Origin of the sequence: Streptomyces atratus, assembly GCF_014648655.1 — a bacterium.
Classification (GTDB): domain Bacteria; phylum Actinomycetota; class Actinomycetes; order Streptomycetales; family Streptomycetaceae; genus Streptomyces; species Streptomyces atratus.
Genome location: NZ_BMRN01000001.1, coordinates 1 through 14,699 on the forward strand (window position 1 = coordinate 1; position 14,699 = coordinate 14,699).

At 71.2% G+C, this 14,699-nt stretch carries 10 protein-coding genes; 9 read left to right on the top strand and 1 reads right to left on the bottom strand.

Annotated elements, in window-relative coordinates:
* From IEZ15_RS00005 to IEZ15_RS00045, 9 genes are all read left to right on the top strand, one after another.
* The coding region (locus tag IEZ15_RS00005) for an ADP-ribosyltransferase (RefSeq protein WP_308427362.1) at positions 1–1,548 on the top strand (1,548 nt) is incomplete at its 5' end.
* Positions 1,549–1,562: 14 nt separating this feature from the next.
* Entirely contained in the window at positions 1,563–1,961 is a 399-nt protein-coding gene (locus IEZ15_RS00010) for a hypothetical protein (protein WP_189273148.1), read from the top strand.
* A gap of 34 nt (positions 1,962–1,995) precedes the next feature.
* The gene (locus IEZ15_RS00015) at positions 1,996–2,790 is read left to right on the top strand and encodes a DUF6508 domain-containing protein (RefSeq protein WP_189273150.1); all 795 of its coding nucleotides are present in this window, start codon (positions 1,996–1,998) and stop codon (positions 2,788–2,790) included.
* A 282-nt stretch (positions 2,791–3,072) separates the two neighbouring features.
* A complete protein-coding gene (locus IEZ15_RS00020) occupies positions 3,073–3,384 on the top strand; it encodes a hypothetical protein (RefSeq protein ID WP_114246770.1) in 312 nt (103 codons plus the stop codon).
* A 102-nt stretch (positions 3,385–3,486) separates the two neighbouring features.
* The gene (gene eccD / locus IEZ15_RS00025; RefSeq protein WP_189273159.1) at positions 3,487–4,860 is read left to right on the top strand and encodes a type VII secretion integral membrane protein EccD; all 1,374 of its coding nucleotides are present in this window, start codon (positions 3,487–3,489) and stop codon (positions 4,858–4,860) included.
* A gap of 53 nt (positions 4,861–4,913) precedes the next feature.
* The gene (locus IEZ15_RS00030; RefSeq protein WP_189273161.1) at positions 4,914–6,206 is read left to right on the top strand and encodes a MinD/ParA family ATP-binding protein; all 1,293 of its coding nucleotides are present in this window, start codon (positions 4,914–4,916) and stop codon (positions 6,204–6,206) included.
* Positions 6,207–6,267: 61 nt separating this feature from the next.
* Positions 6,268–10,239 (top strand): type VII secretion protein EccCa, encoded by a 3,972-nt coding sequence (gene eccCa, locus IEZ15_RS00035; RefSeq protein ID WP_189273163.1) that lies wholly within the window; start codon positions 6,268–6,270, stop codon positions 10,237–10,239.
* Between the two features lie 82 nt (positions 10,240–10,321).
* The gene (locus IEZ15_RS00040) at positions 10,322–11,740 is read left to right on the top strand and encodes a DUF6177 family protein (protein WP_189273164.1); all 1,419 of its coding nucleotides are present in this window, start codon (positions 10,322–10,324) and stop codon (positions 11,738–11,740) included.
* A gap of 500 nt (positions 11,741–12,240) precedes the next feature.
* Positions 12,241–13,248, top strand: coding sequence for a terpene synthase family protein (locus IEZ15_RS00045; RefSeq protein WP_408907034.1), 1,008 nt, complete (start codon positions 12,241–12,243; stop codon positions 13,246–13,248).
* 121 nt (positions 13,249–13,369) lie between these two features.
* Here the strand turns inward: IEZ15_RS00045 and IEZ15_RS00050 are convergent, their stop codons facing one another.
* Positions 13,370–14,686: a PucR family transcriptional regulator gene (locus tag IEZ15_RS00050; RefSeq protein WP_189273165.1), complete on the bottom strand. Its 1,317-nt coding sequence runs from the start codon at positions 14,684–14,686 to the stop codon at positions 13,370–13,372.
* Between the last annotated feature and the right edge of the window lie 13 nt (positions 14,687–14,699).

Sequence of the window (14,699 nt, forward strand, 5' to 3'; positions counted from 1 at the left end):
CTGTCCGTCGCAGGGAAGGCCGGCAAGGTCATCGACCCGATGACCTACATCGCCAAGGGCGCAGGCGCCGGCCTCTCCAAGATCGGCGACATCACCAAGGGCCTCAAGGGGATCGGCAACATCGAGATCCCCAAACTTCCTGACGGTTCGGTGCAGTTGCCTGATGGGCGCCTCCTGGAGCCCAACGGCAACCTGGTCGCTCCGAACGGCGTGGTCGAAACGACTCCGATCCCGCACGACACGGTCCCTCATGCGTCGGGCCTGCCCTCGTCCTGGCAGATTCAGCAGCCGGTGGCGCCGGGAGTTCACGCGGGAAGCGGCTTCCCCGGCATGGCGCCGCACACGGGGAGCGGCTTCGACCACGTACCGGGCGGAGCGCCCGGCCACATACCGAACGGATCGTTCGGTCCTGCACCGGCCGCCTTCGACCCGGCAAGCCAGGTTCCCGGCGGAGCACCCAACCACGTACCGAACGGATCGTTCGGTCCCGCCCCGGCAGCCTTCGACCCGGCAAGCCACGCACCCGGCCATGTCCCGACAGGTGCGGGGCACGACATCCCAGGTCACACGGCTCCGGGGCACGATCTGCCGCCCACGGGACCCCACGGTCCCGGCCATGACGTGCCCGGCAGCAACCCGCACACGACGGACGCCCCGCACACTCCGGGCCACGACGGACCGGGCGCGCACGGGCACGACGGTTCGCACAGCGGCGGGCACGCGGACGATGTGGCCGCGCACGGCGACGACGCGGCGCACGCCGGCGACCACGGCGGGCATGTGGACCCGCACGGCGCCGCAGGTGACGCCCTCCACGGCGCCGACGACGCGACGACGGCCGGCCACCACGGTGCGGACGGGCCCGGCGTGGGCACTGCGGCGGACGACTTCACGTACACGCCCCACGTGTCGGAAGCCGATTTCGACGCACTCTCCACCGCCGAGAAGCACCGGGTCGCCGCCGCCGAACTGACCGACGGCACCGTGCCGTTCGCGGACGACTTCGACGCGATCCAGTACGGCCGGGACTACTGGAACGACTACGTGGACAACCTGGACCCGTCCGCACAGCAGGCGCTCCGGGACTACACGGGCGACTCGTTCCCCTCGTACAAGGACATGAACGGCTACCTGCGGAACGACCCCTACTACGGTCCCAGGCCCGAGGTGCTGCACGACATCAGCGAGATGGACCGGGTGATGTCGACCCGCCCCGTGCCCGAGGACGTCATGGTGGTGCGCGGCACGGGCATCGGACACCTCGACCTCGACTCGCCTCTCGAAATGCTGGGTGGCACGTACGGTGACGAGGGCTATCTGTCCACATCGCTCGGCAACCACCCGGTACCCAGCTTCGCGGGCAAGGACGCCATCCTCCACCTGCGCGTCCCGAAGGGGACGCCCGCGCTGTGGCTGGAGAAGGTCAGCCATTACGGCGTGACCGAGCGTGAGATCCTTCTCGGGCGTGGCTCGGAGTACCGGGTGACCCGAGTCTTCGTGGACGAGGCCGGACAGGCCCAGGTGTACGGCGAAGTCCTGCCGAAGTGACAGAGGAGGAGTGCATGACCAGCGAGAACCGACCGAATCCGCGCTTCGAGGAAGACATGCAGCTCAAGCGGGTAGCCGGGCCGCCCCGCTACAACCGTGTCGCGCAGGGGCCCGTGCAGTACGTACGGGTCGCCGACAGCGACGGCGTGTTGATCGGCTACGTATGGGCCAATGACGAGGGTGACGCCGCCGGCTGGGTGACGCCGCCGGGGCTGGGGGCCGCCGCGATCAACGCCGGAGCCGCATGGCTCAGGAAACTGCGGGACGCGAAGTCGCGCGGGATCGCTCCCACTGCCCTGCTCGCCGAGCTGGTCCGGGACACGAGTGACATTTTGGGCAGCGGTGTCGTACCCGGCTCGCTGGCCGAGGCCCCGTCGCTCGCCGAACTCAAGGAACTGGCAAGCGGGGGCTGAGGTCGCGCACCGACGCCCACGGCACGAGCGGATCATGACGTACGAACCCGACGCACCGCGTTACCGCAGCGAGACCGACAAGCCGGTCCACCACCTCACCGTCGCCAACGCCCGCGGCGAGGCGATGGGCTACCTATGGGCCAACGACGAGGACGACGCCGCCGGTTGGTGCCTGCGGCCCGCCGGTGACCGGGCCGGGTTCGACCAAGGGCTCAAGTGGTCCGCAAAGCTCGACGAGGCCAAGGCGCGCGGGCTCGTCCCCACAGCCGCGCTCGCCGCGCTGGTCCGCGGCTCGGACCCGAGGTGCGTCAGCCACATCGTCCCGGGCTCCCTGACCGCGGCCCCGTCCCTGGCGGCGCTCACGGAGCTGGCCCACATCGTGACCGCGGCCGACGACCGGCGGCTGCTGGCCCAGCTCGACCGTGAGAACGCCGACGCATGGCGCCAGTTGAGGGAAGGGCTCGCCGCGCTGACGGACGAGGACCGTGACGTCCAGTGGTCCAAGGGCGGGGAACAGCCGGACGGCACCCGGCAGATGAGCTATCCGCTGCACAGCAGGCGGCTCGAACGCGTGGTCCGGGCGTTGCCCGCTGTCGGCGCCGTGACACCCGCGTACCTCTGGCAGGACAATCCGCCGCCCACCGTGCCGCTCGACGGCCGGATGAGCCCGGCCGACGCCGTGCGCGCGGCCACGGCCGTGGTGCGCGGGGAGCGGTTCTCGGACGGGACGATTGCCCGGGCGGCGAAAGACGGACTCATCGACGCCGTGGCCGAGTCGCTGTGTTCGTGGTATGCGACCGAGGTCGCCGGCGCCCATGACGATCCCTGACGAATGCCGAATCGGCGTCGGCTGTTCTCGCTCGCTCCACAACTTGTGCACCCCACAACCTGGGCTGTACTGCCTCCTCGCCCATGCCTTATGTTGCAGGAGTTAATTGGGGGGATTCCCGTACGGTGCAGGTCGGCTGATGCGGAATATGCCGCTCCTTCGGAGTGAGCAGGAGTGAGCGGGAGTAACCCGACCCCGGCCACCGGCCCTCGGACCGACGGCCGGTGATGCAGCGACCATGACCGACGCAACGTACGACTGAGGCAACGGACGACGAGACGAATGGCACGGGATTACGACAGCCAGCTTCTGGAGTCGGTGGCGGTACGCCGGCGCAGGATGCGGGACGCGCTGCTGTTCGGCGCGCAGCGGGCGCGGCGCACGGCGGACGAGCGGCTCGGGAAGGTCTTCGCGGGGATCGCCATCGCGGCCGTGCTGTGCGCGGGATGTGTCGGGTGGTCGTTTATCCAGAACATGCTGGAGAAGCAGAAGGCCGAGCAGCAGAAGCAGCAGCGTCAGGAACAGCAGTACCAGCAGCCGATGAAATCGGCACAACCGGAGAAAAGCGGGGAATCAGCGAAAAATCCCCAGTAACTCGGTAACTCCGGCAAATTCAGAAAGAGTTCCCCGTAAAGGGGACGGAGAAGGCGCTAGTAGCATGGGCACGCCAAGCTGCCCGACTCCTCAAACGTCGCGATGATAGGTTCCCGTAAAGTGGTGAGCACAGCAACGACTTCCCGAGCGCAGCTCAGCCGGGTGACCCTGGTCGGTGAGCGACGCCGGGCGGATATCGTCCTGCCGTCCGATACGCCGATCGGGCAGCTGCTGCCGGACATTCTGCAGTTGCTGGACGACCGGGCCGCTGCGCGCCCGATGACACGGCAGTTGATCACGTCGGACGGCTCCGCGCTGCCGCACGACAGCACACTGTCCTCGGCCGGGATCGTGGACGGCGCCGTGCTCCGGCTCGTCCGGGCCCACTCCGCGCCCCCCGCCCCGGTCGTGCACGATGTCACCGATCTGGTGGCCGACGACCTCGATCTGCAGGCCTGGCGCTGGCGTCCCGCCGCGCGCCGGACCAGTGCGGGTGTGGCGTCCGTGGCCTTCGCGGTGATCGCCGCGCTGCTCGCCCGCCGCGAGTTCGCCCTCGAAGCCCTGACCGGCGCCCTCGTGGCCGTCACGCTCGTGCTGCTGGCTGCCGGTGCGCTCATCGCCAGGATCGGGCAGGGCAACCGGGGTCTGGCGACCGCGCTTCTGCTGGCCTCAGGCAGCCTCGGCATCGCCGGCGCGTGGACCGCCGCGGATGCGTACGACTGGTCGGGGACTTCGCGGCTCGCCGGCGTCGCGGGCGCGCTCGTCCTGATGCTGGTGCTTCTCGGCTACTTCTCGCCGCTCGGCCGCGGCGGGCTCATCGGTGCCGTGGCGACCACCGCAATCGTTGTGGTGTGGGAGGCCGTTGCCGCCGTGCAGGACGACCTGGCCCGGCTCGGCGCCGTCATGGCCGTCTTCTCCGTGGTGCTGCTCGGGCTGCTTCCCCGGCTCGCGCTGGCGGCATCGGGGCTCACCGCACTCGACGACCGCCGCTCCGGCGGCGTCTCGGTCAGCCGCCACCAGGTGGGCAACGCGCTCGCGGCCACCCACCGCGGCCTGGCCCTCGCGACGGTGGTCACCGCGGTCTCCGCGGCGGCCGGCGGCTGGCTGCTCACCCTGGCCGACAAGCCGTCCGTGTGGACCGTGGCACTCCCCTCGCTCGTGGCCCTCGTGCTGCTCTCCCGGGCACGGGCCTTCCCGTTGGTCGCCGAGGTCGTGGCGCTCTTCGCCGCCGCCGCGATCCTGCTCGTACGCCTCGTCGTGCTGTGGATGCAGCACGCCGGGGGTGCCGGGCCGCTCGCCCTGCTGTGCGTGGCGGCGGTGCTGCCGCTGCTCGTCCTGGCGGTGCAGCCGCCCGAGCATGTGCAGGTACGGCTGCGACGCATGGCCGATCTGGTCGAATCCATCGGCGTGGTGGGGCTCTTCCCGCTCGCCGTCGGTGTGTTCGGCGTGTACGGACAGCTGCTCAACAAGTTCTGAGTCGACGCGCAGGTGCTCCGGGCGGGGCAGCAGGGCGAAAAAGAAGGGCAGACATGCCGAACGAAGACAACTGGCAGGGCGATGTGCTGCGCGCCATGAGGGGTGGTGCCGCCCAGGAGAGCGCGCAGGGCCCTGGCGGGCAGGGGTACGGTGCCTCCGCGCAGGGGCAGGGCGGTCAGCCGTACACCGCCCCCGCGTCGAACCCCGGCCTCCCCGCGCAGAGCGCCCCCGCGCACGGGACGCCCCAGCAGCAGGCCGGCTACCGGGAACCGCAGCAGGCAGCCCAGTACGCCGCCTACCAGGAACAGCAGCAGCCCCAGCACCCCGGCCACCAGGAACAGCAGCCGATGGCGGCTCACCCCGTCGGGCAGCCGCAGCAGGCCCAGGCCCAGGCCACGTACACCCCCGGCACCCGCCCCCACCACACCCCCGACTCCCGGCCCGTGGTGGACAGGGGGCTGGCCGCCGTCGGGCGCAAGGCGCGGCGTGGCGAGCCGTTCGCCGCGCGGGCCGCGCGCGCCCTGCGGGTGAGCGTGTCCTCGTCGGCCGCACGCGAGGTCGCCAGGACCACCGCCACCGCCGAGATGCTCCAGCAGCCCGTGACGACCGGCCGTCAGATCGCCGTCACCTCCATCCGGGGCGGCGCCGGCAAGTCGACCGTCGCCGCGCTGCTCGGGACCACGTACGCGCACTACCGGCAGGACCCGGTTCTCTTCGTCGAGGCCGACCCGGCGCTCGGCTCGCTGCCGCTGCGTCTCGGCGCCGAGACGCTGCGCTGGACCACCGGCGACCTGGCGGGCATCATCGAGCCGCAGATGTCGCTGCTGGACATCACCGGCTATCTCGTCCAGCTCCCGGGCAACGCCTGGCTGCTGCCCGGCAGTCAGGGCCAGATCGGCGCGATGCTGGACAGCAGGGCGTACGAGCGGGTCATGGTCTCGCTGCGCCGCTACTTCGGCGTCACCGTCGTCGACTGCGAGACGCTGCCGGCCGAGGTCGCCCGGGTCGCGCTGTCCGCCGCGCAGGCCCGCGTGCTGGCGGCACCCGCCACGCTGGAGGGCATCACCAGTACGTACGCGGTGCTGCAGTGGATGCAGTCGCTGCCCCGGCATGTGATCGCCGGCACGGTCGTCGTGCTGAGCGAGCTGGTGCCGCACCCCGGACTCGATCTCGACGAGGCCGCCGAGAAGCTCAAGTCCACCGGCGCGGGTGTCCAGGTCCTGCCGTACGACCGGCACCTGGCAGCCGGCGGCGCGATCCGTACCGAACTCCTGGCGCACGCGACCAGAGAGGCCGCCACCCGTCTCGCCGCGGATGTGTTCCGGCTCTCCCAGCAGCACCACTGACCACCGATCAGCAGCACCACTGATCCCCGATGCCGAGCCCGACCCCGAGTGACGGACGACGATGAGTACCCGACTGATCCACCGCCCGGCCAGGACCACCCGGCCGCCGGCCGCCTCCGAGGCGCGCACCATCGAGGCCCCGCCGAACCTGCCCGAGGGAAAGTCGGGCAACATCGCGATGTCGCTGTTGCCCGTCGCCGGTGTGATGTCGTCAGTCGTGATGATGACGGTCGTACGCAACAGTCAGTTCGCCGGGCTCGGCGCGATCATCCTCGTCGTCACCGTCATCGGCTCCGTCGCGCTCGTCTTCTCGCAGCGTGGCAAGGCCCAGCGCACCCGCCGCACCCAACGCGAGGCCTACCTCGCCTATCTGGAGGACCTGCGCGAGGAGCTCTCCGACGAGGAGCGCAAGCGGGCCGAGCGGGCCGACATCCTCAATCCGCCCCCGCACGCCCTGTACGACATAGTGCGTGACCCGGCCCGGGTGTGGGAGCGCCGCCGTCCGGACGGCGACTTCCTGCGGGTGCGCGTCGGCACCGGTGAGATGCCGGTACGCGATCTGAAGGTCGCCCAGCAGGGCTCGTCGGTCCTCTCACCGCCCGATCTCTTCATGCTCAACGAGGCGTCGGCGCTGATGGACCGCTTCCGTACCGGCACCGAACTGCCGCTCACCGTCCCGCTCGACCGGGTCGGCAACATCAGCGTCATCGGCCCCCGCGAGGACTGTCTGCGCGTCGCACGCGCCCTGCTCGTTCAAACCGCGGCCACGCACGCCCCCGACGACGTGGCGATGGCACTCGCCGTGCCCGGCGACCGGCTGGCCGAGTGGGAGTGGGCCAAGTGGATGCCGCATCTGCTCGACCCCGAGCAGTTCGACGGTCCCGTCGCCGCGCGCCGGATCGCCCCCTCCGCGCCCCAGCTCGCCCGCCAGATCGGCCCGGAGCTGCGCCGTCGCGCCTCGTACGCGGCCGAGGTGCGGCGCGGTCTGTCCGGCAAGGACGCGCTGTCCATGACGTCCCGGCTGCTCGTCGTCACCGACGGGCACGGCGAGGACGCCGTCGACCTGCCGCGCCCCGACGACGCGGTCGGCCTGCGCGAGATGAGCGTCAGCGTGCTGCACCTGCTCGAACACCGGGTCCAGGAGCCGGGACACGTCAGCGTCCGGATCACCGTCGACGGCGACCGGGTGGTCATCGAGGACCTGCGTGAGCAGGAGCCGATCAGTGCCCACGGCACCGTGGACGAGGTCAGCATCCCGTTCGCCGAGGGTCTGGCCCGGATGCTGGCGCCGATGCGGCTGTCCGCCGAGTCGCTCGTCGACGCCCCGCTGTCCGGGCCCGTCGACTTCGCCGACCTGCTCGGCATCGACGACGTGGCGCAGCTCGATCTGTCGCACCTGTGGGCGCCGCGCGGCGAACGTGCCTTCCTGCGCGTGCCGATCGGCATCAGCGACTCCCGTCAACCGGTGCTCCTCGACCTGAAGGAGTCCTCCGAGCTGGGCATGGGCCCGCACGGGCTGTGTGTCGGTGCCACCGGTTCCGGGAAGTCGGAGCTGCTGCGCACCCTCGTTCTCGCCCTGGTGGCCACGCACCCGCCGGAGGACCTCGCCCTGGTCCTCGTCGACTACAAGGGCGGTGCGACCTTCGCTCCGTTCGCGGACCTGCCGCATGTGGCCGGTGTCATCACCAACCTGGAGAACCAGGCGGGCCTCGTCGAGCGCGTCCACGCCTCGCTCGCCGGTGAGGTCAAGCGCCGCCAGCAGGTCCTCAAGGACGCGGGCAATGTCGCCGACATCGGTGACTACGCGGCGCTGCGCGCCGACCGGCGGCCCGATCTGGACCCGCTGCCGCATCTGTTCGTCGTCATCGACGAGTTCGGCGAACTCCTCACCGCCAAACCGGACTTCATCGACCTGTTCCTGTCCATCGGCCGCATCGGCCGCTCCATCGGTGTGCATCTGCTGCTGTCCAGCCAGCGCATCGAGGGCGGCAAGCTCAAGGGCCTGGACACCTATCTCTCGTACCGGCTCGGTCTGCGTACCTTCTCCGCCGACGAGTCCCGTACGGTCCTGGACACCACGGACGCCTTCCATCTGCCGCCGCTGCCCGGGTTCGGCTATCTGAAGGTCGACACCAGCCACTACGAGCGGTTCAAGGCGAGCTATGTCTCGGGCGCGTACCAGGGCCCGGTGCAGCGTACGCAGGAGGAGGACACCGGTCCTCTCGCCCTTGAGTACGAGGCTTTCAACACCCTGGCCGAGCCGGAGAGTCCGGGCGAGGAGCCGAAGGCGCGACGGCGTGAGACCGGGCCGACCGAGATGGGCGTCATCGTCGATCAGCTGCGCAGTGCGGCCGGCCCGGTGCGCCGCATCTGGCTGCCGCCGCTGCCCGACGCCATCGCCCTGGACAAGGTCGCGGGCCCGCTGGACGTCGGCCCGCGCGGGATGCAACTGGCCAAGCGGAGGGGTCCGCTCCAGGTGCCGCTCGGTCTGCTGGACGACCCGACCAAGCAGTGGCAGGGCCAGTGGTATCTGGACCTGACGGTGGCGGGCGGCCACGCCGCGATCATCGGCGGTCCGCAGTCCGGCAAGACCACCCTCCTGCGCACGCTCGCTCTCGCGCTGTCGCTGACGCACACCCCGCAGGAGGTCGGCGTCTACGGCCTCGACCTGGTCGGCGGCGGCCTCCAGGCCGTGTCGGGCCTGCCGCACGTCGGCGGGGTGGCCGGCCGTGCGGACCGGGAGCGCGCGGGACGCACCGTCGAGGAAGTACGGGGCATGCTCGCGATCCGTGAGGAGCTGTTCCGTGAACACCACATCGACTCCGTGGAGCAGTTGCGTTCCCTGCACGCGGCGGGCCGGCTGCCCCAGCTGGCCTCGGCCGAGATCGTGCTCGTCATCGACGGCTTCGGCGCGCTGCGCGACGACTTCGACGAGCTGGACGACGCCGTCGTCGACATCCTCAAGCGCGGTGGCGGCTACGGCATACATGTCGTCGCGGGCATGCTCCGCTGGAACGACGTACGCATCGCCACCCAGTCGAACTTCGGCACCCGTGTCGAGCTGCGTCTGAACGACCCCAGCGAGTCCAGCATCGACCGCAAACTCGCCCAGACCCTGTCGCCGGACGAGCCGGGCCGCATCCTCACCGACGGCAAGCTCTTCGCACAGGTCGCGCTGCCGCGTACGGACGGGCTGGCCGACACCTCGGACCTCGGCGCCGTCCTGGAGCACACGGCCCGCACGGTCCGCGCCACCTGGAGCGGCGAGGTCGCCCAGCCGGTACGGATCCTGCCGCACGTCCTGGAGCCTCATCTGCTGCCGGGCCCGGTCGCCGAGCCCCAGCGGGTGCCGATCGGCCTGGACCAGACGGCGCTCGCGCCCGCCATGCTCGACCTGTTCCACCACGACCAGCATCTGCTGATCATGGGCGACAGCGAGTGCGGCAAGACGAACCTGCTGAAGACCATCGCCGGAGGACTCATCGAGCGCTACGGCGAGGAGGAGCTGGTCTTCGCCGTCATGGACCCGCGGCGCGGCCTGCGCGGCGCGATCCCCGAGGAGTTCCGCGGCGGCTACGCGTACAACCCCAAGATGTGCGCGGGCCTCGCCGCCGGAATCGCCACCGAGCTGGAGAAGCGGCTGCCCGACGACCGGGCGGACACCGAGGACCTGGAGCCCGGCAGCTGGGGCAGCGGTCCGCGGATCGTGATCCTCGTCGACGACTACGACGTGCTGACCACCGCGGGCCAGGCGCCGCTCGACCCGTTCCTGCCGTACATCCCGTCCGCGGTCGACATCGGGCTCCACTTCGTCCTGACGCGCCGGGTCGCGGGCGCGTCGCGCGGCATGTACGACCCGCTGGTGCTGGGGCTGCGCGAGTCGGGTGCCTCGGCGCTCCTCATGGCGGGCGACCGCAGCGAGGGCCAGCTGTTCCCCGGTGTGTACGCCGCGCAGCAGCCGGCGGGCCGCGGTGTGTTCATCCAGCGGGGCCGGCCCAACCGCCTGATCCAGACCGTGTACACCGCCGAGTGACGCACCGGGGAGCCGTCCCGTACCCGCGGGGCACGCCCCGCAGCACATCCGCACCCCGGACGAAGAAGGAACGGCCGACCACATGACCAAGGACGTCATCGCCCTCACCCAGCGCATGCCCGACCCGCTGACCGTGCTCGCGGGTCTGCTCGCGGGCGGCCCCGACAAGTTGGTGGGGACGACGGGCGAGGATGCCGTCGTGCAGCTCTGCGACGAGCAGGGCCGGCCGCTCGTCTCCGTCGAGGCACCGCTGCTGGTGCAGGTCGCGGGCGAGGCCGAGCGGCTGCTCGGGGCCACCGCGCCCCCGGTTCCGTTCTGGTGGACGGAGGCCCGCGCCACCACCGGCGTCGAGGAGGCCGAGCTGCTCGCGGGCACCTTCGCGGCCCGGCTCGCCACGCTGGCCGGGGGCTCCGCCTGGCCGCCGGAGGCCGCGCGTTCCCTCGCCGTGGTGAAGACCGAGGGCGTGAGCCTTGCGCCCACACCCGCGGCCGCGCAGCCCGCCGTCGACGCCCTCACCGACAAGGTCGCCGTCGTCATCCAGGACCGACCGGTGATCGCCATGACGGCCTGGCTCTCGGACGCGTTCCGGGCCGCCGCCAATGCCGAGCTGGGGCTCCAGATCGTCACCTCGCCGGGGGCCACGCTCTCCCCCGCCGTACGCAACAGCCTGAGCGGCTGGCCGTCCCGCTGGGTGGTGCAGGACGAGAAGGACGGCTACTACGACGGCCTGTCCGGTGCCGTACTGCGCTGGCAGAACGGCCTGTTCGCACCGGTCGAGGCGGCCCACCCGGTCCCCGGGGACCCGCGCACGCCGGTGGCCGCCTCCTACCAGGAGGTCGCGAACACCGGCGAGCGTCAGCTGGCCGTCTCGTTCCGCACGGTCCACCCCGCGGACGACCGGCTGGTGCTCGGCGGTGCCCTGGAGTCGGTGTGGCGCGAGCTGACCGGCGAGGCTCCGGCCGGCTGGGGCACCGCGGAGCCCGCCAACCTCCCCTGGTCGCTGCGCCGGCTGACCGATGTCGCCTTCGAGAGGGCGCCGGAGCCGACCTGGATCGTGGTGGTCGGCAGCCCGGACCGGCCGGGTCTGGCGACGGTCCGCATCAGCCGTACGAAGGCGGGCGTGGAGGAGGACGTCACGCTGGCGTTCGGCTACGGGCCCGACGAGGAGCCTCCGCTGGACGCCCTGCCCCGGGCCGCGGAGGTGCTCGCCACCCGCCATCACCTGCAGTCGATGCTCGTCCAACTCCGCAAGGCACGACGCGATTTGGCCGTTCCACCGCGCTTCGAGGGGCCCGGTGTCCCGCTGGCCTTCGTGCTCGGCGCGGAGGAGGTCCGCGAGATGCCCGGCGACCGCGCCCGGCGCACCCCGCTGTCCGAGCCACCGGTCCAACTCGGCCCGAGGTCCCGTCCGGCGCTGTACTACCCGCTCCCCGGCGACCCGTCGGATCTGTCGGGGTGGCAGGACTTCGAGCGACTGATACGGCATCTGAAGGGCGCCTGAGCGAGACGTGTGCCAACCCCTGGGTCAGGAAGTGCGGCCCGGGGGCCCGCAGGCGTGTCCGGGCCCTGGTGAGGAACGGCCCCGGATCGGCCTGAAATCGACGAGCTTCGCAGGCGTCTGCGCCGTCGGCTCAGCGATCAACCCAAGAGATCACCGACTGCTCGGAGATATTCACTCGCTCCATGACGATCAGGCAATTTCGGTCACACATGGCTTCCCCCCTCGTCCACAGGCGGTTGACTATGGGTCACACATGGTGATGCCGCCGTCCTTGGCCAACGGCGCCTGCCACCGCAGACCCACGAGCCCGGCCCCGATGCCCCGACCCCCGGCGGAGGAGAGTGAGCAGGGATGACCGGCTCATCTCGTACGGTGACCCTCTGGCCAGGGTCGGGCGGGAGCGGGCGGCCCGCACCCCGATGCGCACTGGCGCCGACGCGCGAATTCGATCAGATCCCCGTTCGTATCGTTCATCCGCATCGTCTCGACGAGGGGCACCAATGAGCCAGATTGCGCTGCCGGAGTTTCATATGCCGTTCCAGAGCGCGGGATGCAATCCCGGTATGGAGGAGACCGGGAAGGCCGCTTGGGAATGGGCCGAATCCAATGGTCTCGCACTCTCCCCGATGGCCCGGAAGAAGATGATCCGGACCAGGCCCGAACTCTGGATATCCCTCATATTCCCCACTGCTTCGCAGCACCATCTCGATCTCTTCTGCCAGTGGCTCTTCTGGGCCTTCCTCGTCGACGACGAGTTCGACGACGGTCCCGCCGGGCGTGATCCCCGCATGTGCGAGGCGGCGATCGACCGACTCGTGGCCGTACTCGACGACGAACAGCCGCGCGGCGCCATGGAGCACGCACTCGTGGACCTGCGGGCCCGGACGTACCACGACCGCTCGCCGCGCTGGATCCGGCAGTTCCGGCGGGACACGGTCTCCTGGCTGTGGACCTACTACGCCGAGGCGGTGGAACGGGCCGCCGGGCAGGTGCCGACCAGGAACGAATTTGTGAAGCACCGCCGGGATTCGGTGGCCATGCAGCCCTTCCTCGATCTGCATGAGATCACCGCCGGCATCGACCTTCCGGAATCGGCCCGGAGCCTTCCCGCGTATATCGCCCTGCGCAACGCCGTAACCGATCACTCGGGACTCTGCAACGACATCTGCTCCTTCGAGAAGGAGGCACTGCTCGGTTACGAGCACAATGCGGTACGACTCATTCAGCGCGACAGCGGATTCACGCTCCAGGAGGCCGTCGACGAGGCCGCAGGGCAGCTCGCCGAGATAGCGGAACGGGTGCAGCGCGCCGAGAAGGAACTGATCGACGAAATAGAGGCGGCCGGAATCCACGGCCGCACCCGGGCCGCGCTGGAGCGGTGCGTGCAGGACTACCGAGGGCTGGTCCGGGGCGACTTCGACTACCACGCCCGCGCGGAACGCTACACCCGTCCCGATCTGGTGGAGATCGACGAACGGGAGTCGCTGTCACGGTACTTCGCCACCTGACCGGACGGCAGAACATGGCGCGACCGGAGGCGGGAGGCAGGTCTCCGGAGACCCGGCGGCGGGTCTCCGGCCTCCGCGCCGCCTCCGGTCGTCGGCGGCAGGATCTCCGGAGCGTTCGCCTCTAGCCCACGTAGCCTTCCGTGGGCGCCGGTTCACCATCGGCGCCTCTCAGCGGCAACGCCCTGAGGGCCAGTGCCCACCCCAGCCGCGCCTCGCCCGACTCCGCGGAACGTCCGGTGAGTTCGGCGATCCGGCCGATCCGGTTGAGGACCGTGTTGCGGTGGCAGTAGAGGAGCTCGGCGGCACGCGCCGCCGAGCAGCCGCTGTCGAGCCAGACCCGCAGCGTGCTGAGCAGCGCGTCGCGTTCGGCCGCCGTGTCCAGGACGGCGCCCAGTTGCGTGGTGACGATGCGCTCGGCGATCTCGGGCCGGCCCACGAGGAGAACCTCGGCCAGCCGGTCGTCGAACGCCGCGGCCTCGCCGCTGCCGGCGGGCAGCGTACGCAGGGCCTGCTCGGCCAGCCGCAGGGCCCGGCCCGCCTGGGCGAGCCGGTCGAACTCCGGTGATACGCCCGCGGTGGCACCGGTGCGGTGGCGCAGCAGGTCGAGCAGTACGCCGGACTCCCCCGCGGCCAGCCGCACGATTCCCGCGTACCGGCCCGATCTCGGCCGCCAGAAGGACCAGATGCCGTGGTCGTCGAGGACGGGCGCCGGGTTGGGCGGCGCGGCCGGGTCCTGGGCGGCGACGACGATGACGTACCGGTCGTGGACCGGCACTCCGAGCGCGGCGGAGGCCGCCGCGGCGACCGCCGGGTCGTCCCCGCGCCCGTCGAGCAGGGCCTCGAAGAGGGCGACGCGGCGGGTGTCCTGGCGGCCCTGCATCTCCAGCTGGGTCAGCCGGTACGACTCGGCCATCACGAGCGAGTAGCGGTCGATGGTCTCCCACACGGCGCCCGCCATGTCGAGCTCGGTGTCCCGGTCGCCCGCGACCACGCCCACGGGATCCCGTCCCTGCCCGGTCCCACCGGCCCGTCCGGCCCGTGTCGCCCGCAGGTGCTCCGCCATCATCTGCCACATCACCCGGCCCCCGCGCCGGTAGGCCTGCAGCACGGTGTCCAGCGGTACGTTCTGCTCGGCGCGCCGTCGTCCCGTCTCGCGCGCCGCGTACTCGAAGTCTCCCCCGCTGGGGGGCAGTCCGCCGAAGTCCTCCAGTGCCCGCAGCAGATTGTCGCGGCAGATTTCCCACAGATCGTCCCGGCTGACGGGTGCGCCGGAGGCGTACGTGCCGCTGTGCGCGTGGATGTCGGCGACGACCCGTCGGGTCAGTTCGTCGATCTGCGGCACCAGAGCGACGGCCAGGGCGCGGCGCAGCTCCCCGTCGGCGCCGCCGCTGCCGTGGTCGTCGCTGCGAGGGGTCCGGGCTCCGGGACTGTCCGCCATGCCGGAAGGTTAG